Raw genomic sequence first — 21,461 nt, forward strand, 5'->3', positions numbered from 1 at the left:
TTCCCTTGAAAAGGGAAGGATAGGTATCTACTACTCCATCATTTTAACATTTAAAAAAAGAGAGAGCAATGCTCTCTCCTCTCTAAAGAAACTTATCTAATATTATTTAGTAAATTTACGTTTCATAACAACAGTTCCTGACATGATTACTACACCAGCCAATACAAGTACTAGGCTTGTAGCCTCACCAGTATTTGGAAGTCCTGGTTTGTCTTCAGTTGTTGTTGGAGCTTCAGTTGTTGTTGGAGCCTCAGTTGTTGTTGGGGCTTCAGTTGTTGTTGGAGCTTCAGTTGTTGTTGGAGCTTCAGTTGTTGTTGGAGCTTCAGTTGTTGTTGGAGCCTCAGTTGTTGTTGGGGCTTCAGTCGTTGTTGGAGCCTCAGTTGTTGTTGGAGCTTCAGTTGTTGTTGGGGCTTCAGTTGTTGTTGGAGCTTCAGTTGTTGTTGGAGCCTCAGTTGTTGTTGGAGCTTCAGTTGTTGTTGGGGCTTCAGTTGTTGTTGGAGCCTCAGTTGTTGTTGGAGCCTCAGTTGTTGTTGGAGCCTCAGTTGTTGTTGGAGCCTCAGTTGTTGTTGGAGCCTCAGTTGTTGTTGGAGCTTCAGTTGTTGTTGGAGCTTCAGTTGTTGTCGTTGTAGTGGTTGTTGTCGTTGTAGTTTGACCTTCACCTTCACCAGACGCAGTGTAGATTAGGGCTTTAGCTGGGTAACTACGTTCGCTAGGGAAGTTTTCAGCTTTCCACTTGATGACGTTGTTAACTGCATCACCTTTTTTCTTAGCTTCAGTCAGCTCAGTAGTATACTCCAAGTACATTGGCCAGTTCCAGTTGTCACCAAAGTTGATAGTGAAACCAGTGATTTGACCTGCAGCGTTCGTAGTATACTCAGCTTTCTTAGTGAAGTTGTCAATTGGGTCAAGTTTTGTAAGTTCTTCTTCGCTTTCGATAGCTTTAGGTTGAGTTGCGTAACGTACAGCACGAAGGCTTCCTTTTACCAATACTTGTCCGTCAGCAAACTCATCCGTGATAACCATCTTGTTCAATTTATCTTGAGCAGCGTTCAAGATAACTTTCCACTTGATACGTTTTGGATTTTTTGGGTCTTGATATCCATACTTGTACTCGTATTCACCGATCGCAGTAGAATCTGGCTCGTAAGTCAAATTATAAGTTTGCTCACCATACTTGAATGTCTTTGGACCAGACTCAGTAACAGTAGAAGCATTTACAACGATGTCGTATTTTAATGACATTCTCTTGTTTTGTGGGTTTTTAGAGAAATAGTCAGTGAACGTTACTGTTGTTTTACCAGTAGCTGGGTCAGCAACTGCATTACCAACAATGTCAGATCCGTTTTTGATTGGGAATTCTGACTTAATAGGCCAGCTCAATTCTTTTGGCAAGTCAAGAACAAGTGTATCACCTGCATTGATTGCTTGAGAATCTGGGAAGGTAATATTGTTTGTAGCCTCCATGGCTTGACCTTTACCTACTTTTGTATCAGCAGTAATTGGTTTCCCATCGAGGGTAATAGTCGTGTTGTTAGTATAGTTTGTTACTTCAGCACCAAAGACTCTCGTCAATGTGGTCAATGAAAGAACAAAGATACTTACTAACGCCAAGATGCGTGTTACGCTCTTTTGTGAAATCTTCATCACATAAACTCCTTTAATTTAATCTTATCTGATATATCGTAGCATTTTTTTAATCCTTTTACAAGCTCTTTTCAGCTATTTTTAAAGATTTTTTTAATTTATTTTGGTTTTTTGCTAAGAATGTTCAGGTTTTTTGTTTTTTTATTTATTTTTAGATAAATACCGGCTTTAACAGTCGTCTTTTTTCTTGCGAATGCCGACCAAAGTTAAGAACATCATCAAGATTCCAAGCAGGCTAAGCCACCAGTTTGAATGCTCTCCAGTATCTGGTAAGAGCTGGTCTTGGACAACTGGCGCTTCATCTATTTGAGATTCTTGAGTTGGAACTACTGATGGCTTCTGCTCCTCCTGTTTATGAGATGGAACTGTTGGGATGATTTCAGCTGGTGCTGATGGTTCTTGTCTTGATTGTTCAACCAGTGTTCCGATTTCAATGATCTCTGTTTGTGGTTCTTCTAGGATTTCTGAGCGAATCAATTCTTTCTTGATCACAACTCCATCCTGTAGGGTCAAGCGGTAGACATTTTGTCGTTTTCCTGGTTTCCCTTTTTGTAGAAGAACTTGTGTACCTTTAGCAAGTTTAGGATTTTCAACCGTTTGCTTTTCAAAGCCGATTTCTTCTACTTGGATGAGTTCTTCTATAATAGGAGAGGCTTGCTTGGTTCCGATCTCAGTAATCTCTGCTTGTGGTTTTTCTAGGATTTCTGAGCGAATCAATTCTTTCTTGATCACAACTCCATCCTGTAGGGTCAAGCGGTAGACATTTTGTCGTTTTCCTGGTTTACCTTTTTGTAGAAGAACTTGTGTACCCTTAGCAAGTTTAGGATTTTCAACTATTTGTTTCTCAAAGGCTACTTCTTCTACTTGGATGAGTTCTTCTGTTGTAATCGTAGGAACACGTTTTGTTCCAACTAAGATTATACGAGTCACTGCTTTTCTGATAACCGTGGTATCGACCAAGGTAGAAGAACGCTCTTCATCATTGAAGTAATGTTTCTCAAATGTTCTGTGGATCAATCCATCTTGACCTTCTTGGAAGACTCTAGTTTCACCTTCTGGCAAGCTATCATCATTGCGATATTCTGTTTGATGAGAAACGACTTCATCCTCAGTTACCAAGACTGTACGCTCAACTCCAACACCCACTACAACAACTTGGTTGACTGGTTGAGTCGTGATAACAGTTCTTAGATACTCACGTTGAGTTTCTTTACCATTGACATAGGTGACTCGATAGTAGTCTGTTTGAGTTCCTTCTTGGCCTTCTACTTCGACCAGACGGTAGCTAGTAGGCTTAGTCTTGTCCTCGCGAACGATGATGTTGTAAGGAATCGCACTTGTTGTGCTGATTTCCTTAGTTTCAGTAACTTGAGAACCGATATGGATAATCTGTTCTAGAGCTGGACGTAACTCCTTGACGCTAATCAAATCAGTCTTGACCAAAACTCCATCTTTATAAGTTAGCTGATAAACTTTTTCTACTTGACCAGGACGACCTTCTTGAACAACCTTACGTTCACCCTTCGGTAAGTTTTCATCAATGACAGTAACCGTTCTAAAGTTAGTCTCTTCGATTCGCTTCTCTTGCTTCACTTTAATATTTGGAACATGTTTTGTTCCTACTAAAATGATGGTTGGGACTGCTTCTCTGACAACCTTACTTTCAATTAGTTTTGAAGAACGTTCTTCGTCATTGAAGTATTGCTTCTCGATAGTCTTGTGGATAAGTCCATCTTGACCTTCCTGGATGATCTTCGTTTCACCTTCAGGTAGAGTATCGTCGTTACGGAACTCAGTTGGACTTGTAATTCTCTCTTCTTGAATTTCGTAGACTGTACGCTCAACTCCAGAACCTTCAACTAGGACTTTATTGACAGGTTGAGCAGTAATCACCGTTCTGAGGTGTTCACGCTTGGTTTCCTTGCCATTGACGTAAGTTACTTGATAGTAATCTGTTTGAGTTCCTTCTTGACCCTCAACTTCAACAAGACTGTAGCCAACTGGCTTAGTTCTATCCTTACGAATAATAACATTGTATGGAATTGGACTTGTAGTGTTGATTTCCTTAGTTTCAGTGACTTGAGTACCGATATGGATGATCTCATCTTGAACTTTTTGAACTTCCTTGCTACTAATCAAGTCTGTCTTAATCAAGACGCCGTCTTTGTAGGTTAGTTGGTAAACTTTTTCAATGATACCAGTTCTTCCTACTTGAACTACCTTAGTTTCACCTTTTGGTAGGTCTGGATCTTCGACTTTTTGAGTCTTATAGGCAATCTTCTCAGTTTGAGTATCCTGTTCTACCTTGATAGTTGGTATATGTTTTGTACCTACTAAGATGATGGTTGGAGTTGCTTCTTTAATCAGTTTGCTGTCTACTAATTTTGTAGAGCGCAATTCGTCATTGAAGTATCGTTTTTCGATCGTCTTACGAAGGAGCCCTTCTTCACCAACTTGAGAAATCTTCGTTTCACCTTCTGGAAGAGTGTCATCATTGCGATATTCAGTTGTGCTTGTAATCTTATCTTCTTGAATTTCAAAGAGGGCACGTTCTACTCCAGCACCTTCGACAACCACCTTGTCAACAGCTTCTTTAACGACTGTTGTCTTAAGATGTTCACGTTTTGTTTCAGTACCATTGATGTAGGTTACTTTATAGAGGTCTGATTTCTCACCATCTTGACCTTCTACCTCAGTCACTCTATAACCGATTGGTTTAGTAGTGTCTTTACGAACCTTAACGGTAAATGGAATTGGACTTGTCTCACTTGCTTCTCTAATCTCTTTGACACGAGTTCCGACCTGGATGATTTCATCCACTGGATCTGTAGTGATGTTAGATTCTACAAATGTACGAGAAGTTTCTTCACCGTTCACCTTGGTTACAGAGTAGCGATTTGTTTTCTGACCCTTCTTACCTGGCTGGATAACCTTAGTTGTTCCTGCAGGAAGTTGATCTGAAAACTCTTTGAGAGTATTGTAATCGATTGACTCTGTCTCTTCTACAAACTCAGTGGTTTCAACAATAGGTGTCGCATTTCCGACACGAACGACACGGTTGACTGCATCTTTAATCTTGTGTTCAGAAACGATGGTACGACCGATTTCTTTACCATTTCGATAGCTTACCAAGAAAGTACGGACAATTTGTCCTGGAGTTCCTTCTACATCAACAACACTTTCTCCTGCCGGAAGTGTATTGTCAGAGACATAAACAGTCTTGAATGGAACATCAACCTGTTCATCCAATGTACGTTCTGTCATCTTAGAAGTACCGATTACTGTGATTTCGTCAACAGCTTTTGGATTCTCAACTTTTGATATTTCCTTACGAGAAACTTCGACATCGTCCTCATAGGTAACTTCATAAGTTGTTGTGATGGTACCAGGAGATCCGACTTGAGTAATCTTGCTGTAGCCTTCTGGTTGGGTTTCATCTTTTTCGATAACCTTGTTGAAGTTTTTTTCTTCGACAACAACTACATTTTTGATTGATACAACCACACCTAGGCCTTTAACAACGATCTTATTCTTCTTCTCTTTGAGGGTATTTTCATTGACCAAGGTACGATCAACGAGTTTGTCATTGAGGTAGGTTAGTTTATATTGACTTTCAATACGACCTTTTTCACCTTCTTGACGAACTTCTTCGTAGCCTTTTGGTTTCGTGTAGTCGTATTCAACTACAGTTTCAAAGTCAACATCCTTAACCTCAGTAGTGTATTCTACTTTTTCTACTGCACTACCAACTGTGATAATACGTTTGACTGGTTTGTCAATCACTGTTTCAGACGTCAAAGTCTTACCAGCTTCCTTACCATTCAGTTTTCTAATTTGGTAAGTCTTTTCAATAGAACCATTCTTACCAGCTTGATTTTCAAATTGATAAGTCTTTGGTTTTGTTGGGTCAGTTCTGATTTCTGTTTCGTATGCAACAGTTTCTTTCTCAGTAACAGTTTCAAATGTTTCCTTCGCTGTACCAATCAAGATAATCTCTTTTGTAGGTTCAAGAATTGTTTCTTCAGAAATGATCTGATGTCCTACAACTGTGTCACCAACTTTGGTAATCTTGTATACATTAACTTTCTTACCAGCGACACCTTTTTGAACAGTCTCTTTAAATCCGATAGGAAGTTCATCTGTCTCACGAGTTTCGATGATGTACTCTGTTGTTGTCGTTGTACGAAGTGTTTCAACCGTTTTATCACCAACGATATCTACTGGAGCTAATGGCTTACCATCTAGAGTGTTACGTCCAATGAAGACATTATTACTCTTGGCATTTAAGTTCACCCAATCACCATCATATAGTCTAAAGAAACCATTTTTGTTTAGTGTATCTGCGATGAATTTATTGTCTGTAGCTGTTACTTTAACAGTATCGTTGAGGCGGTTGATGCCAAAGAAAGCTTGCATTAGGTCTTTGATAACTCTACCGTCCGTTTTACGGGTAACATCATAACGTTGCCATGGTTCATTGTCTTTATACTTAAAGGTATTGCTATTGACATTAATAGAAGCTGCGTTTGTGCTTTCAATTGCTACCGCATTCTTCCATCTTGATTTGATTTTCGATACAGTCAACTCATTGTTGTCAATGTTGATACTTCCTCTAGTCTTGGTAAATGGTACTTTTGTAACCTTGTTTACACGTTTTCCAGTAATACGGTCAATAACGCTTGCTACATAAGTTGTATCATCATTGATGTAAATCGGTAACTGCTTGATGTCATCTACTTCAATCTTGTTTCTTGAAATCGTGATGTCACCTGAACCACCACCTTCAACACCTCTAGATGCTTGAGCAGTATTGTTGTTGACAGAGATGATATAGTCTGTCGAATCACCAGTGATGGTGTTTCCTTCAATGTTTAGACTATAATCATTTGAACTTTCGTTATTTCTAAAGAGAATACCAAAGGTTCCTAGTTGTCCATCTTCAAATGGTTTTGTCAAACCTTCAATGGTATTATTTGAAATGACATAACGACCTTTATCAAGAGGTTTAGTCCATTTATGATTTTTCTCATTTGTCAGGATAGAGATGGCTGTGTAACCACGGTAACGAGCCGGATCATCATCATCGTTTTCCAACTTAAAGATTGGATCTTGTGTTACCTTGTTATTACGAATAATGACATCTGTCATAGGATTGGCACGGTTATAGACCTCGATACCATTCAAACGGTCTCCAAGTGAGACGTTGTTTTCGATGAGGATTTTATTCCCGTCGTGAATATCCAAGCCTTTACGGTAGTTGTAGTTTGTATAGTTTCCAGTATAGGTAATACCATCATTATAGGACCCAGCCATTGAGGCTGCACCATATCCAGTACCACCGTCCAACTCATGACCGTTGTATGACAAGATATTATTGTCTACAACAAAATTACGTTGGTAACCGAACATAACACCAGCAACACGGTTGTTATGAAGAAAAGAGTTGGTTACCTTGTTACCGTCCATGATAGGTACATCTGGATCTCCGATAGACTTGACTTCATCTGAAACCTTTTCAGAGATACTGCTATAACGAATTGGTTTACCACTAGCATCATACTCTTGAGCTGTTGCCTTACTTGAACCAAAGAAAACACCAGCTCTGTTGAATTTCATAGCACGAACGTCATTAATCGTAACATTTGAAGAATCGTTTACGTAGATACCGTTTGAACGTCCAAAGTAAGATTTCCCCTTACGGTAAAACTCATTATCCTTAGTATAGTCTGATGAATCATACGTATGTTCAACAGTTAAGCGACCTACAGTAAAGTCCTTCTTATTTTGAATGAGGATTGCAGACTCGTAACGGTTATCCGTCAAGTTTGTTTCAGGATCGTGTTCTCCATCTTGTTTTTTGTTAAACAAGATTTTTGTATTGTTACGACTTGGACCACTACCGATCAAACCTTTTACATTGGCATAGTTCTCATCGATAACCAAGGTTTTCTTCAAGAGGACATTCCCTGAAACCATTACGGCAGCTCCGCCTTCAACCTCGTTGGCTGCTTTCAGTGCTTTTTGGAGAGCATCACTTGCTTCAACCTTACCAGTTGTATCTAATCCAAAATCCGTAGCTTTGACATACTTACCGTATGTTGCGTCTTCATATACTTTTGTATCGCTAGCTGCAGCTCTTCTACGACGAACTCTAGGAGCTGCTGATTCATTTTTAGGAGCTTTCGGTTCCTCTTTAGGAGTAGTTACCCCCTCTTGAGGTGTCTCTGACAACTTTTTCAGTTCTTCTTCAGGTGTTGTTTCAGCTGCCGGTTGTTCTACCTTAGGCTGTTCTGTTGTTGGTTGCTCTTGGACAGGTTGTTCTGCTGCTGGTTTTTCTGCTGCTGGTTTTTCTTCAGCAACTTCCTTCTCAGCAGGAGACTTGTCTGCTTCCTTTTCTGCCACTTCTGTTGTAGAAGTAGATCCTTCCGGCGCTAAAACTGCAGACTTCCCCTCATCAGCAACCATCTCTTTCTTGTCATTAGCAGCGATTTCACTCTTTTGATTTGTGTTCTTATTTAATGAAGCTGCTGGTTCATCCTGATTTTGAACAACTGTGTTATTTGAGAAATCAGTTGTATCAGCTTTAACATGCACCTGACCCAATTGGACGGTAGTTAAAATCCCAATTGTCAACAGTGAATATTTTGTTGATTTTCTAATGTTCATTTTCTTTTTCTCCAAATTCTCATTTAGCCATCATCTCTTTATAAGATTTGAATCGTGCATAAATATCCTTGTTTCGCCTGTTTTAGGGCGCAAAATATTTATTCTATACTATTCTATAATACAGTGATATAGGGCGAAAGTCAATAAATTTTAACCAAAATTTTTATTTATCCAACTAATACTTTTCGTTTACGATTTTTTCTAAAATTTGTGTCTTTTTGATACTTTTTATTCAAAAAAGCTAGGAGTTTTTTCCTAGCTTTTTTGGGTTCTTTTATACTAATTTTTCAAATACTTCTGGGAAATTGTGGCTGATAGCATCAAGTGACACTTGAACTTCTTCTCGAGTTTGGTTATTCTTGACCGTCACTTGTCCACTTTCGACTTCGCTCTCTCCTAGAGTGATGAGAGTCTTAGCCGCAAAGACATCGGCTGACTTGAACTGAGCTTTGAGTTTACGGTTGAGGTAATCACGCTCTGCTTTGAAGCCTTGTTGACGAAGAGCTTGTACCAATTCCAAGGCCTTGAGATTAGCTCCCTCACCAAGAACAGCAATATAGACGTCTAGGGCATTTTCGATAGGAAGTGCTACACCTTGTTTTTCAAGGATGAGAAGCAGACGCTCAACACCAAGTCCTAAACCAAATCCAGCAGTTTCAGGACCACCGAAGTAGGCAACTAAGCCATCGTAGCGACCACCTGCACAGACTGTCAATTCATTACCCTCGATTTCTGTGATAAACTCAAAAATGGTGTGGTTGTAGTAGTCCAGACCACGCACCATATTGGTATCGATGATGTAGTCTACTCCAAGACTTTCCAACATCTGACGAACAGCATCAAAGTGGGCTTGGCTTTCCTCATCAAGGTAATCTAAGATAGATGGTGCATTCTCCACTGCTACCTTATCTTCTTTCTCCTTCGAGTCTAAGACACGAAGAGGATTTTCCTCCAAACGTCGTTGGCTATCCTTAGACAAACTATCTTTGAGTGGTGTTAAGTAATCAATCAAAGCTTGACGATAGGCCGCACGGCTTTCAGGATTTCCAAGAGTGTTGAGGTGTAGTTTGACGCCTTGAATCCCGATTGCTTTCAAAAAGTGGGCTGCCATAGCGATGGTTTCCACATCGGTAGCAGGATTGCTAGAGCCAAAGCACTCCACACCAATCTGGTGGAATTGGCGCAATCGACCTGCTTGTGGACGCTCATAGCGGAACATTGGGCCCATGTAGTAGAACTTGCTTGGTTTTTGAACTTCTGGTGCGAAGAGTTTATTTTCCACATAAGAACGAACGACTGGAGCAGTTCCTTCTGGACGGAGGGTAATATGACGGTCGCCCTTGTCGTAAAAATCGTACATTTCCTTGGTTACGATATCCGTTGTGTCTCCAACGGAACGACTGATGACTTCGTAATGCTCAAAAATAGGGGTACGTACTTCTGCGTAGTTGTAGCGCTTGAAGATTTCACGGGCAAAGCCTTCAACGTACTGCCATTTGGCAGACTCAGCAGGTAAAATATCCTGCGTTCCTTTTGGTTTTTGTAATTTCATAGGGAATCCTCTTTAAAACTTAATAGTCTTATTTTACCATAAATGAAGGGATTGGGACAGTATGAAGAAAGTATGGATTTAAAGATTATTTTTGAGATTGAGACTTGTCAGAAGAATAGCTAATAAAGAAAGAGACACAAAAAGCATCCAAGTCAACTGTATATCCCATACTGCCACCAGTGAAAAACAGGCCGTCCCCACTGGTATGGATAGAGTAAACAACAAACCTAAAAAATTACTGGTACGAGAGAGAACCTCTGGAGCAAGATTTTTCATGAGCAGAGCACTGATCTTTGGAGAAATTTTCCCAGAAACATACATGGTAAAAAAGACGAAGAGCATCCCGAGCAAAACTTGGTTTAACAAATTAGATAGACCAACTAGACTGGCTCCTAATGTAACCCACATCATCAATCTAGGCAGAGATTGCTTCCCAAAATAATCATTGCCCGTAAGGCTACTGATGATAACTGCTAATAAAGTAGTCAATTGTAAGATAAACAAGGCATCCTTGTAGGAAAAATTCAGTAAGGAATGATTTAAAAGGAAGATGTTATAGATACCACCTAAGGCACCACCCAAAGCATTGATAAGTAAGATAGCAAAGAGCATAAAACCAAAGTTTTTCTGTCCGCTTTTAAGAAAAACGAGACGTAGGTTTCGGTAAATCGTTAAAAACTGATCTTTGATAGAAAGCTTCTCATTTTTCAGTGATTTATCATCAACAAGTGGAGTTGATAAGCTTAATTCAACCCTTCCTAAAAAGAGAATGAGAGCTGACACTAGGAAAAATATGGCATTGATTCCAGCTACGAGCGAAAAGTTCTGTGTCGACACCCCTAATAGCCAAACTCCGAAAGCCTGCCCGCCAATCGCAGAGATGTAGGTAATAAACTGGGAAAAGGAATAGGCTTCCATCAGATTTGGCTCTGCCACTTTTTCTTTAACGAGAGGCATTCGCAAGCCCCCTGCAAAATCACTGGCTACATCACTAATGACATTGATGAGACAAAGGGTCGAAAAGGCAAAGAAACTAGCTTGCTGAACAACTAGGGCTGCTAGAAAAAATAAAATTGCCTGAAACAAACCGCTATAGACCATCCATTTGACCTTGTCCCTCGTGTAATCTGCCCGAATCCCTACAAAAACTGTAAAGAGAGTCGGAAGAATCATGACAATATTCGCCATAGCAACAGCAAACGAAGCTTGTGGCAAGGTAGATGCATAGACGATAAATACCAGGTTGAAAATCGAAGCACCAAAAGCATTGAAGAAGCGTGACAAAGTCAAGAGTCGATAAGCTTGATTTCTAAACAATAGTTTCATAGATAATCTCCCTTCTTGTTCGAAGTTCTATATAAAGTATGACAATAGTATAGCACTTAGAAATTTCAAAGGAAGAACTTTTGAATATATGCAACAAACAAAATAAGCAAAAAAAAACGATAGAACTTGCTAATACTAATCAGTATCTTCACAGTCCTATCGTTTCAATTTAATTTGCATAGTTGCAGATATTCAACACTCTATGGCGCTTCTATAATAATCTGCAGATTTGCTACAACCAATCATCTCGAAAATACGGACAGCATCCTCCATTTTTCTCTGACCTTCCTCCGCTCTTCCTTGCTTACTATCAAGCAAACCTTCTGCCCATAGGTAGACTATTCGAAAATAGGTTTCATTTTCTTCAAAAAAGTTCTTTTCAATTTGTTTTTTGAAATAGAGGGCATTGGTAAAATCACCAGCTTCAATACAGGCCATAAAACCATTGAGGAGCAAGGTGTGCATCATATTTCGATTTTTCCCAACACCTTGCAAGAAATCTGACTTCCGCAACATTTCCCGAGTATACTTTGTCAAAAGCTGAACTGATAAAAGAGGTGAACAGGAAGAAAAGAAGGAAAGTTCATAGAGTCCCCAAATTTCAACAGAAAATAGATAATCATGTAGGACTCTTTCTTCCTCAGAGGTCAGTGTAATCGTCTCATCAATAGCTTTCATATAGGATTTTATCAAAATAGCATTGAGAATATGTTCTTGTTTATCCTTTGAAAAAGGGATTTGTTGGTATTCTCTCTGATAGAGGGTATGCAAAGATGTTAAATCTTTTGGGTTTACGGCTTTAAACAGTTGATTTCTGAATTCAGAATTAGCATCCTGATGAAAACCTCTCGCCAAAAATAATAATTCTTCCATACTCGCATGAATATTCTCCAAAGCTGTGATTAACTTTGGAGCAGATATTTCACTCTGAACATTTTCAAAACGTGATAATAAGGATACTGAAAAGCGTCCGCCTGTTGCTTTTCTCAAGGAAATTTTTCTAGATTCCCGTAACTCTTTAAAAACTTTACCTAAATTCTTCATACTATTGCCACTCGTCTTTTATTTTTTCCTATTTTATCATAATTCCTAATAAATACTAGTCTCTAGTCAGCATTTACAATCTCCCACAAGCATGGTACAATGAATAACATCAGATATGCGAAGGAGAACTTATGAAAAAGAATATTTTGACAACTCTTGTAGCCGCCCTGGTCTACTTTCTCTGTATCGGAGTGGGTGTTCTACTAGGGAGCCTTGTCGACCACACTGGAAATATGTTTTACGCCCCTGCCTTTGCTGCCCTAGTGGGTGGTAGCGTCTATATGGTCCTTTTAGCAAAGGTTCCTCGTTTTGGAGCGATTACTACGATTGGACTCGTCATCTCTCTCTTTTTCCTATCTAGTAAGCATGGTCCTGGAGCCTTTCTGCCAGGAATTATCTGCGGTCTTGCAGCAGATGGCATCGCTCACCTAGGTCACTATAAAGATAAGGTTAAAAACCTTCTTTCCTTCCTAGTTTTTGCTTTTGGCACTACTGGCCCCATCCTACTCATGTGGTTAACCCCTCAAGACTATATAGCAACTCTAGTCGCTCGTGGAAAATCTCAGGACTATATCGATCGCATCATGGTTGCACCGAATCCTGCTAATGTCCTACTCTTTATCACAAGTGTTCTCATTGGCGCTTTGCTTGGTGCCCTGATTGGACAAGTGCTCGTTAAAAAGTTTGCAAATAAAATGTGATAAAAAAAGAGCCACACGGCTCTTTTATTTATGACTTAATTTCTTGGTCAAGAAGTCTCCCAAGAACTGGATTGTAAAGATAATCAAGATAATAATAAGCGTCGCAAGGACTGTCACATCATGATTGAAACGGTTAAATCCATAGGCGATAGCTACGTTACCGATACCACCTGCTCCGACCGCTCCCGCCATAGCTGTTTCACCAACAAGGGAAATCAAGGTCACAGTTGTCACACGGATCAAGTCTGGTAGACCTTCTGATAGGTAAACTCCCACAATGTCCCAGAATGTAGCTCCACTGGCTTGAGCAGCCTCGATGACACCTCCGTCAAGCTCTGCCAAGACTACTTGCACCTGACGGGCAAAGAAGGCAAAGACTGCAAAAGATAACGGTACGATAGCTGCATTTGGTCCGATACTCGTCCCTACTATTAGGTGAGAGAAGGGGGACAAGACTGCCAAGAGAATGATAAATGGCACCGCACGGAAAATAGAGGTAATCTTATCCAAAATCCAGAAAACTACCTTATTTTCCAAAACACCACCTGGCGCTGTCAAGACAAGGAAAAGCCCTGCAACCAGTCCTAAGAAACCTCCGATGATAAAGGAAAGAACCGTCATATAAAGAGTTAAGTAGATAGCTGTTCCCCAGCCAGCCTGACCAAACCAACCCATCTTGTAGACGTTTGGTAAGTATGCTTTAATCAATTCTGCCATCTTACTGTCCTCCCTTCAATACTTTTAGTTGCACACCAGCCTGACGAATAGCGTCTTGAGCATTTGCCAGCGCTTCTTTTTCTCCAGATAAAACAACCACAAGCTCACCAACCGGAGTGCCATCCAAAATTTCAATGTTTCCATAAAGAATATTGGCTGTTACTTGGTAGTGCTTATACAATTCATTCAAAAGCGGTTCATCTGTAGATGCCCCAGCGTATTTGAGTTGTACCAGAATGCTATTGTCAGATAAGTGTTCCACGATTTCTTGCTTCTCAATCTTAACCATAGCTTCATCGATACCTGTCGCAGTTGAGATAAAGTCCTGGGTCAATGGTTGCTTAGGATCTGAGAAGATCTCAAGAACGCTACCTTCTTCAATCAAGCGACCATCCTGCATCACTGCTACACGATTAGCAATATCTTTGACAATTTGCATTTCATGTGTAATCAGGACAATGGTCAAACCTAGTTTACGGTTTAATTCTTGCAAGAGTGACAAGATTTGCTTGGTTGTCTTAGGGTCTAGGGCAGACGTTGACTCGTCTGAAATCAAGATTTTTGGATCATTGGCTAAGGCACGCGCAATAGCTACACGTTGTTTTTGCCCACCAGAAAGTTGTGAAGGATAGTTTTCTGCACGGTCAGCAAGACCAACCAAGTCAAGCAGTTTAGCTACTTTAGCCTTCTTTTCTTCCTTGCTGAGTCCAGAGTGCTTAAGGGCAAAAGCCACGTTTTCCTCAGCCGTTTTCTGGCTCATAAGATTAAAATGTTGGAAAATCATCCCAATATCTTGACGTTTGTGGCGTAATTGCTCAGCAGTCAAGGTTACCTTGTTATCAAAAATCACATCATCATCAATAGTAATCTTCCCTGCAGATGGTTTTTGCAAAAGGTTAATAACACGCACTAGGGTTGATTTCCCTGCTCCAGAATATCCAACGATTCCGTAGATATCCCCTTCTTGGATATGAATGGTCACATCCTTGACCGCTGTGATAGTTCTTTTCTTCTGATGAAAAGTCACGTCGATCCGATCTAACTTGATAATATCTCTACTCATAGCTTCTAATCAGCTCCTCTACTAATTCAATATGGGTGTAATAGTCTGCGATTCGCACGTTTTCATCTCCACCGTGGTCTCGGCTATTGGCATTGCCTAAGCCAAAGGCCACCATAGGTACTTCTAAGGCATCGAATACTGTATGCATGGGACCTGTCCCAGCCGTTGTTGGCAAAACAGATACGCCCTGTGGATAGAATTTCTTGGCCAGCTCAATGACATTGAGAATAGCTGGTGCGCTCATGTCGCTTCGATAGCTCATCTCACCCAAAGTATAGTACAATTCTACCTTATCAAAGCCGTTTTTGTCTAGTTGTTTTCGGATTTTCTCCAAAACCTCATGAGGTTCGAGGCCAGGAACCAAACGAACCTCTAGCTTAGCACTGGCTTCTGCTGGCAAAATTGTTTTGACCCCTTGTCCTTGATAGCCTGACTGGATTCCTTCGATATTGAGAGCTGGTTCAAAGAAAAAACGTTTTAGAAAGGCGGTACGTTCCTCTTGTAAAAGTGGCAATTCCAAGCCATAAATCTGGCTGATTTCCTCTGGATTGCGTTGAGCATAGGTTTCCATCAAGGCTAACTCTCGTTCATTAGGCTCTTGAACATCATCGTACAAACCCTCAACTAAAATACGCCCATCCGCAGCTCGCAAACTGGTCAAGGCTTGAATGAGGTACCAAGGAGCTGACTCTACAATGCCACCATAACTAGAATGGATATCTACGTCTGCACTCTTAACCTTGACATCAAAGGTCACAATCCCCTTATTTCCGCCTGAGATTTCTAGCTGCTCTAAGGCATTTTTTGTCCCTTGTTCCCAGACCAATAAATCTGCACCACGAAGTTTGTCAGCATGCTTTTCTAGATATTTATCCAAATCCATAGAGGCCGATTCCTCTGCCCCTTCCATGATGAAGCTGATATTGACTGGAAGATCATCGTGATGTTGCATGTATTTTCTCAGAGCGCTCAAGCGAGCAGTGATATGCCCCTTGTCATCATCAACCCCGCGCCCATACATAATGCCATCACGCACAGAGAGTGTAAAAGGATCCTCGGTCCAAACTTGATCACCATCTGCTGGTACTGTGTCATAGTGGTTGTAGAAAATGATAGTCTTGGCACTTGGTCGTGAACTTTTGAAATGTGCCATGACAAAAGGCGCTGTATAGCTCTCATCAATCTCAACTTCTGCACCAACACGTTTAAAAATCTCACCTAGATAACGAGCCACCTCTTTCAGGCCGACTTGTTGGGCAAAGACTGATTTTTTAGAAATCAAAGTACGCAAAACTTCAAAATAATGTTGCGCTACATGATCCTTTTCAAACTTTTCAATTTGTTCTTCTTGGCTAGGGAAAACCATTTTCTCTCTACCTTTCTACTAGGACTTGTACCTTTGAGTAAGTACAAGTGGATGTTCATTTGCTTAAATCTCAATATAAAAGCAAGAGGTGGAAAATCTCTCTCCCACCTCTTTATGTTTTATTACCAAACTGGTTGATCCAAGCCGTCTGAAGTTTCTTCGATGACTTTTTTCACTTCATCTGTATGGTAAGCTGCGATAACTTTCTTGATTGCATCAGCTTTAGGTGATGTTTCCCAATCTTTTTTCGCAACGATGATGTTATACCATTGTTTTGAGTTTTCGTCAGCTTGCTCTTTAAAGAGTGCTTTCTTGTAGTCCAATTTTGCTTCTGTAACGAATGTGTTGTTTACAACAGCTGCATCAACTGATGACAATGAACGAGCTGTTTGGCTAGCGTCCAATTCAGTGATTTTCAAGTTCTTTGGATTTTCTTTGATATTTGCGATTGTCGCAAGTTCAGTTCCTGAAACGTCCAATTTAATCAAACCAGCTGATTGAAGAAGGTAAAGAGCACGGCTTTCGTTTGTAGCATCGTTTGGAATTGCAATTTCACCCTTATCTGGGATTTCTTCTACTTTAGTATACTTGTTTTCACTTCCGTTTAAACCTGAGTAAAGACGGATTGGTGAGATGTAAGTATCTGCAATCGCAACAAGGTCTTTACCATTTTCTTTGTTCCAGTTATTCAAGAAGTTGTAGTGTTGGAAAGCGTTCAAGTCAACTTCCCCATCAGCAGTTGCTTTATTTGGTTGTGAGTAGTCTGTAAACTCTGTGAATTCCAATTTAATGCCATCTTTTTCAACTAATTCTTGGACTTTGTCCCAGCGTGCTTCTTCTGAACCGCTACGGTTAACAGTCGCAATTTTAACTGTAGTTGTATTGTCTGCTTTCTTATCTGAATTTCCGCAAGCTGCAAGTGTAAGGCCTGCTACTGTAGCGATCGCTGCTACGCTTAACCATTTTTTGATTTTCATGATTCTATCTCCTTTAAAAATAATACCGTAATAGTATCTCATACTTTATTTGAATAAGCAAATTGTTATAAGATAGGCAGACATATAGCTTGAAACTATATGCCGAAAGAGTGCAAAATCATCCATTTGCTAAAGAATGGATGATTGCTAAACACTATTTAATATCAGCTTCTGCTGGGAGGTAAGTGTCTCCGAAGAACTGTTTAGACAATTTTTCAAGAGTTCCGTCTTTGTAGAGTTCTTGGATACGTTTATCTACAAATGATTTCAACTCATCTTGACCTTTAGCAAGAAGTGGGTAAACGTAAGGTTGTTGGTCGCTTGGAAGTTCAATGACTTTCAAGTTGTCCAAACCTTGGTTCTTGATAACTGTTTCAACACCGATTTTATCAAAAATCTTGTAGTCAAACTGACCATCGCTCAAACGTACCATGATTTGTTGGAAATCTGCCTTCGTATAGTTAAGGATAGTTGGGTTATCTGGGTGTTGTTTGTTATATTCTTCCAACTGTTTAGCGGATGTAGTAGCTTGAACAATCTCTGTCGATTTGCCACCGATATCATCGAGAGATTTGATGCTGTTGTCATCTTTCTTCACTACAAGGACATTAGGGTTTTTGGCAATCGGTGCTGCATAGAGATATTTCTCCGCACGTTCTTTAGTATAACTAAGATTGTTCACAGCCATTTGATAACGATCTGCGTCAAGTCCTGCAAAGACACCTGACCATTCTGTTTTTTCAAACTTGACAGTATACTTATCTGAGTCTTTAAAGATAGCACGAACAAGCTCAATCTCGTAACCAGTCAATTCACCATTTTCTTCATAGATAAATGGTTTTGGTGATCCATTAGTTGCTACAACGATTTCTTTCTTACCAGATGTTGCTTCACCAGATGCCGCATCTTTCTTTTCACCACCTGAGCAAGCTACCAACACACCTGCGGCAACAAGCCCTAGAGCAGCAAGAGATGAATATTTGACGATTTTTTTCATGTCATTTCCTCCAAAATAGAATACTTTACTATCTTAACAGAAAATATTTTTTTTCGCCATTATATGATATCTATCTCGGTGATAGGTTTTTTTTATGGCTGACTAAAAGACCAGACGTAAGACTGCAATCAAGACTACTCCAAAAAGAACCGTACCCACTAGATTGCGGTAGCGAAAGGCTACCCAAGCCGTTGGAAAGACTGCTAAAAAGTCCAGCCATTTGATCTGAGGAAGGCTTCCAACCTTGCCAGTCACTACGCTTGAAAGGATCAAGGCAAAGATAATGGAAACAGGCAAAAACTTCAAAAACCGCTCAACGATAGCTGGCAACCCCTTGTACTTAACCAAGATGAAGGGAATCATACGGGGAATCCAAGTCACTAGGCCTGAAAAGATAACGGCTAACAAAAGATATTTACTGACCATCTAAGACCACCCCCATCGTGCAACCAAGTAGTGTCGCAAATAGAACAGCCAGCGACTGGGACACCACTGTCAAAAGTATAAAGAAAGAAAGGGCAACAACTCCTAAAATGATGAAGAGATTGCGCAAGGGAATTCTTTTTTGCATAATCTGAAACTGAGAAGCAAAAATCCCGATAAACATACCAACTAAGGCAAAGTCGAGCCCAAAAATCTCAGGATTTGGCAGGAGACCTCCTAAGGCTGTCCCCGCAACCGTCCCCACAAACCAAGCCAAATAGCTATTTAGGTTATTTCCATGCATCCACATAGGATTGACCTGATCCGTATGCACTAACTCTCCCATCAAGACGCCATAGGTCTCATCGGTCAGAAGGCTGGACATTCCGATATTGTGCCAGATACTGGTATGGCGAAAATAGGTCGAAGCATGCAAGCTCAGCAAAAAGAGACGCAGATTGATCAAAAAGACCGTCATGGCAATGGCTGCCACAGGTGCTTGAACTGCAATCAAGGCTATCATAGCGAACTGGGCACTTCCTGCATAAACAAAGAGACTCATCAAGCCCATCTCAACAGGTGTTACGTAGGGCGAACCGATGATCCCACAGGCAAGACCGATACTGACATAGCCTAAAGCGGTAGGCACTGCAGCCTGTACCCCCTCCCAAAATCCTTTTTCCTTCATAAAACTCCTTACTAGTATTTCAGTAATCGACTGCTGATTTACAGTCACAACGAGGACTATTATAACACAATCAAAGAGGAGAAAAAAGTCTGGCATTTGTCCAAAGTAAAAGAGTTAACACTGAGCTAATTCTTTACTCCATGGTATCAAAAGCGAGACTTGGTTTGGCGTTTAGCTCCAAGCCTGCAAAATTTTCTTTGTTCCACTCGCTGACGCTGGCATAAGCAATCATACCTGCATTGTCCCCGCAAAGTCGAAGAGGTGGAATAATCACCTTGACGTCAGTGATTTCGGCTGCTAGGCGTTCTCTAAGTCCTTTATTAGCCGCCACACCACCAGCCACAACGAGGGTTTTAACAGGATATTTCTCCAATGCCTTCTTGGTTTTTGCCATGAGAATATCCTGAACTGCTGCTTGGAAGGAGGCACACAAGTCCTCTGTAGACAGGCTTTCTCCCTTTTGCTCGGCATTGTGGTGAAGATTGATAAAGGCAGACTTCAAACCTGAAAATGAAAACTCCAGATTATCTTCCTTAATCATGGCACGAGGGAAGTCATAAACATCCTGACCTTGATGGGCTAACTCGTCAATCTCCCGACCAGCTGGATAGGTCAAACCCATGACACGACCGACCTTATCATAGGCCTCACCAACCGCATCATCACGAGTTTCCCCAACAATCTTATAATCGCCAGCCTCAGAAACATAAACTAACTCTGTGTGCCCACCGCTAACCAATAGAGCTAGTAAGGGAAACTCCAAAGGCTCGACACTCTGGGCTGCCATGAGGTGACCAGCCATGTGATTCACAGGAATTAGAGGTAGTCCATGTGCCCAGGAAAAAGCCTTGGCAGCTGATAAACCAACAAGCAGGGCTCCGACCAAACCTGGTCCATAGGTAACCGCAACAGCTGTCACGTCCTCTTCCGTAATTCCTGCTTCTGCTAGCGCCTCCTCGATACAGGCTGTGATGACTTCGACATGGTGACGGCTGGCTACTTCTGGTACTACGCCCCCAAAACGCTTGTGACTCTCAATTTGACTAGCAATGACATTGGATAAGAGCTGGTCATCGTTTTTCAAGACAGCAACACTGGTCTCATCGCAGGATGTCTCAAATGCTAAAATATATCTATCCTTCATCTTTTTCTCTCTTCATGATAATGGCGTCCTCAACTGGATCATGGTAGTAGGCCACTCTCTCAGCGATGACTGCCATTCTTTCTTTCTTGTAAAATGCCTGCGCTCGGTGGTTCGACTTTCTAACTTCGAGGAAAATCTCCTTATCCGCTGGCAATTGAGCAAACAAGGCTGAGGCGATTCCCCGTCCTTGATAGACTCTCTTGACAGCGATTTGCAAGACTTCTGCTTCAAAGATATTTTCCTGAACGGCTAAAAATCCAATCACTTCTACCCCATCATAAGCTAGAGCATACCAAGTCTGATCTTGGGACAGGTCTGCTTGGATTTGCTCTAAAGTCCAAGGACTGACTGGATAAACATCTGTCATGACAGCGTAGATAGCTTGAGCCAAGTCAGACCGCTGTTGGATTCGTTTAATCTCGATCATAGGCGTTTAATGTAAGACTCACCAGACTCGGTGTGATTCTTGAGCCAGTTTTCCTCTGCTTCGACACGTTTGAGGTAGTTAGGTACAAAGTCATGTAAAGAATCTGCTTCCTTATCCCAGGCCCAAAGAGCTAGATTAGCTGCATTTGGCAAGGTTTCTTGGTAGTTGGCTTGTGGCAACTGTTCTTCAATTTGTTCCACAAAGGCTCCAACTTCTCCGACAAAGATTACCTGGTCAGCATCTTTGACTTGTTCTAGGACCTCGGCAAAGGACAGATGAGCTTCTGGAAAGACAGGTTGAGCATGTTCATAAAATCCTGCGTATACATTGTTACGGCGTGCATCCATGATAGGAACCACCAAGCCTTCTTGTTGGCGTGGCACCAGAGCCAAGAGGCTAGACATACCAACTAACTCAATGTTCAGGGTATGTGCCAAGGTCTTGGCAGTCGCCACCGCGATTCGCAAACCTGTATAGCTACCAGGCCCCTCTGCTACGACGATTCGATCCAAATCTTTGGGCGTCAAATCTAGACTGGCCATCAAAAAATCAATGGCTGGCATAAGGGCTATACTGTGATTTTTCTTGATATTGATCATGGTCTCAGCAAGAAGCTGCTTGTCCTCTAAAATGGCTAAAGACAGAGCCTTGCTGGACGTATCAAAAGCTAATACTTTCATAACACATTCCTATCTTTTTGTCTGTTTACTATTATACTACAAAAGC

16 protein-coding genes are annotated in these 21,461 nt (G+C 40.9%); 1 reads left to right on the forward strand and 15 read right to left on the reverse strand.

Annotation, left to right across the window (positions count from 1 at the left end; genetic code table 11):
• Window positions 1–102: 102 nt before the first annotated feature.
• The 5 genes from NGI26_RS06105 to NGI26_RS06125 all read right to left on the reverse strand — a co-directional run bounded on the left by NGI26_RS06105 (window position 103) and on the right by NGI26_RS06125 (window position 12,232).
• Window positions 103–1,644, reverse strand: a complete 1,542-nt coding sequence (locus tag NGI26_RS06105) for an LPXTG cell wall anchor domain-containing protein (protein ID WP_251937626.1) — start codon at window positions 1,642–1,644, stop codon at window positions 103–105.
• A 168-nt stretch (window positions 1,645–1,812) separates the two neighbouring features.
• Window positions 1,813–8,310: a G5 domain-containing protein gene (locus NGI26_RS06110; protein WP_251937629.1), complete on the reverse strand. Its 6,498-nt coding sequence runs from the start codon at window positions 8,308–8,310 to the stop codon at window positions 1,813–1,815.
• A 274-nt stretch (window positions 8,311–8,584) separates the two neighbouring features.
• Window positions 8,585–9,862, reverse strand: coding sequence for a histidine--tRNA ligase (gene hisS, locus NGI26_RS06115; protein ID WP_251937632.1), 1,278 nt, complete (start codon window positions 9,860–9,862; stop codon window positions 8,585–8,587).
• 78 nt (window positions 9,863–9,940) lie between these two features.
• On the reverse strand, window positions 9,941–11,188 hold the full coding sequence (locus tag NGI26_RS06120) for an MFS transporter (protein WP_251937635.1): 1,248 nt from the start codon (window positions 11,186–11,188) through the stop codon (window positions 9,941–9,943).
• A gap of 192 nt (window positions 11,189–11,380) precedes the next feature.
• Window positions 11,381–12,232, reverse strand: a complete 852-nt coding sequence (locus NGI26_RS06125; RefSeq protein ID WP_251937639.1) for an Rgg/GadR/MutR family transcriptional regulator — start codon at window positions 12,230–12,232, stop codon at window positions 11,381–11,383.
• A gap of 131 nt (window positions 12,233–12,363) precedes the next feature.
• Here NGI26_RS06125 and NGI26_RS06130 point away from each other — a divergent pair, with 131 nt between their 5' ends.
• Complete coding sequence (locus NGI26_RS06130) at window positions 12,364–12,933, forward strand: MptD family putative ECF transporter S component (protein ID WP_251937642.1); 570 nt, start codon at window positions 12,364–12,366, stop codon at window positions 12,931–12,933.
• A gap of 24 nt (window positions 12,934–12,957) precedes the next feature.
• On the opposite strand, the gene NGI26_RS06135 is transcribed toward NGI26_RS06130, so the two are convergent.
• The 10 genes from NGI26_RS06135 to tsaB all read right to left on the reverse strand — a co-directional run bounded on the left by NGI26_RS06135 (window position 12,958) and on the right by tsaB (window position 21,415).
• On the reverse strand, window positions 12,958–13,650 hold the full coding sequence (locus NGI26_RS06135; protein WP_251937645.1) for a methionine ABC transporter permease: 693 nt from the start codon (window positions 13,648–13,650) through the stop codon (window positions 12,958–12,960).
• Between the two features lies 1 nt (window position 13,651).
• Window positions 13,652–14,713: a methionine ABC transporter ATP-binding protein gene (locus NGI26_RS06140; protein WP_251937648.1), complete on the reverse strand. Its 1,062-nt coding sequence runs from the start codon at window positions 14,711–14,713 to the stop codon at window positions 13,652–13,654.
• Window positions 14,706–16,079: a M20 family metallopeptidase gene (locus NGI26_RS06145; protein ID WP_251937651.1), complete on the reverse strand. Its 1,374-nt coding sequence runs from the start codon at window positions 16,077–16,079 to the stop codon at window positions 14,706–14,708. Before NGI26_RS06145 ends, NGI26_RS06140 begins: the two co-directional genes overlap by 8 nt.
• 122 nt (window positions 16,080–16,201) lie before the next feature.
• Window positions 16,202–17,056, reverse strand: a complete 855-nt coding sequence (locus NGI26_RS06150) for a MetQ/NlpA family ABC transporter substrate-binding protein (RefSeq protein ID WP_251937654.1) — start codon at window positions 17,054–17,056, stop codon at window positions 16,202–16,204.
• A gap of 154 nt (window positions 17,057–17,210) precedes the next feature.
• Entirely contained in the window at window positions 17,211–18,053 is an 843-nt protein-coding gene (locus NGI26_RS06155; RefSeq protein ID WP_251937657.1) for an amino acid ABC transporter substrate-binding protein, read from the reverse strand.
• A 102-nt stretch (window positions 18,054–18,155) separates the two neighbouring features.
• Window positions 18,156–18,479: an AzlD domain-containing protein gene (locus NGI26_RS06160; RefSeq protein WP_000253936.1), complete on the reverse strand. Its 324-nt coding sequence runs from the start codon at window positions 18,477–18,479 to the stop codon at window positions 18,156–18,158.
• Window positions 18,469–19,164: an AzlC family ABC transporter permease gene (locus tag NGI26_RS06165; protein ID WP_251937660.1), complete on the reverse strand. Its 696-nt coding sequence runs from the start codon at window positions 19,162–19,164 to the stop codon at window positions 18,469–18,471. The genes NGI26_RS06160 and NGI26_RS06165 overlap by 11 nt, the downstream gene beginning before the upstream one ends.
• Window positions 19,165–19,297: 133 nt before the next feature.
• On the reverse strand, window positions 19,298–20,308 hold the full coding sequence (tsaD, locus tag NGI26_RS06170; RefSeq protein ID WP_251937663.1) for a tRNA (adenosine(37)-N6)-threonylcarbamoyltransferase complex transferase subunit TsaD: 1,011 nt from the start codon (window positions 20,306–20,308) through the stop codon (window positions 19,298–19,300).
• Window positions 20,298–20,735 carry a ribosomal protein S18-alanine N-acetyltransferase gene (gene rimI, locus NGI26_RS06175; protein ID WP_251937667.1) on the reverse strand — a complete coding sequence of 146 codons (438 nt, stop codon included), beginning with the start codon at window positions 20,733–20,735 and terminating at the stop codon, window positions 20,298–20,300. Before rimI ends, tsaD begins: the two co-directional genes overlap by 11 nt.
• A complete protein-coding gene (gene tsaB / locus NGI26_RS06180) occupies window positions 20,732–21,415 on the reverse strand; it encodes a tRNA (adenosine(37)-N6)-threonylcarbamoyltransferase complex dimerization subunit type 1 TsaB (RefSeq protein WP_251937671.1) in 684 nt (227 codons plus the stop codon). Before tsaB ends, rimI begins: the two co-directional genes overlap by 4 nt.
• Window positions 21,416–21,461 lie beyond the last annotated feature (46 nt).

Origin of the sequence: Streptococcus sp. Marseille-Q0941 (assembly GCF_943736975.1) — a bacterium.
Taxonomy (GTDB): Bacteria; Bacillota; Bacilli; order Lactobacillales; family Streptococcaceae; genus Streptococcus.

Bases quoted from the DNA above. Each gene is read 5' to 3' on its own strand.
- NGI26_RS06105 (WP_251937626.1), bottom strand. From the start codon at position 1,644: ATGAAGATTTCACAAAAGAGCGTAACACGCATCTTGGCGTTAGTAAGT.
- NGI26_RS06110 (WP_251937629.1), bottom strand. From the start codon at position 8,310: ATGAACATTAGAAAATCAACAAAATATTCACTGTTGACAATTGGGATT.
- hisS (WP_251937632.1), bottom strand. From the start codon at position 9,862: ATGAAATTACAAAAACCAAAAGGAACGCAGGATATTTTACCTGCTGAG.
- NGI26_RS06120 (WP_251937635.1), bottom strand. From the start codon at position 11,188: ATGAAACTATTGTTTAGAAATCAAGCTTATCGACTCTTGACTTTGTCA.
- NGI26_RS06125 (WP_251937639.1), bottom strand. From the start codon at position 12,232: ATGAAGAATTTAGGTAAAGTTTTTAAAGAGTTACGGGAATCTAGAAAA.
- NGI26_RS06130 (WP_251937642.1), top strand. From the start codon at position 12,364: ATGAAAAAGAATATTTTGACAACTCTTGTAGCCGCCCTGGTCTACTTT.
- NGI26_RS06135 (WP_251937645.1), bottom strand. From the start codon at position 13,650: ATGGCAGAATTGATTAAAGCATACTTACCAAACGTCTACAAGATGGGT.
- NGI26_RS06140 (WP_251937648.1), bottom strand. From the start codon at position 14,713: ATGAGTAGAGATATTATCAAGTTAGATCGGATCGACGTGACTTTTCAT.
- NGI26_RS06145 (WP_251937651.1), bottom strand. From the start codon at position 16,079: ATGGTTTTCCCTAGCCAAGAAGAACAAATTGAAAAGTTTGAAAAGGAT.
- NGI26_RS06150 (WP_251937654.1), bottom strand. From the start codon at position 17,056: ATGAAAATCAAAAAATGGTTAAGCGTAGCAGCGATCGCTACAGTAGCA.
- NGI26_RS06155 (WP_251937657.1), bottom strand. From the start codon at position 18,053: ATGAAAAAAATCGTCAAATATTCATCTCTTGCTGCTCTAGGGCTTGTT.
- NGI26_RS06160 (WP_000253936.1), bottom strand. From the start codon at position 18,479: ATGGTCAGTAAATATCTTTTGTTAGCCGTTATCTTTTCAGGCCTAGTG.
- NGI26_RS06165 (WP_251937660.1), bottom strand. From the start codon at position 19,164: ATGAAGGAAAAAGGATTTTGGGAGGGGGTACAGGCTGCAGTGCCTACC.
- tsaD (WP_251937663.1), bottom strand. From the start codon at position 20,308: ATGAAGGATAGATATATTTTAGCATTTGAGACATCCTGCGATGAGACC.
- rimI (WP_251937667.1), bottom strand. From the start codon at position 20,735: ATGATCGAGATTAAACGAATCCAACAGCGGTCTGACTTGGCTCAAGCT.
- tsaB (WP_251937671.1), bottom strand. From the start codon at position 21,415: ATGAAAGTATTAGCTTTTGATACGTCCAGCAAGGCTCTGTCTTTAGCC.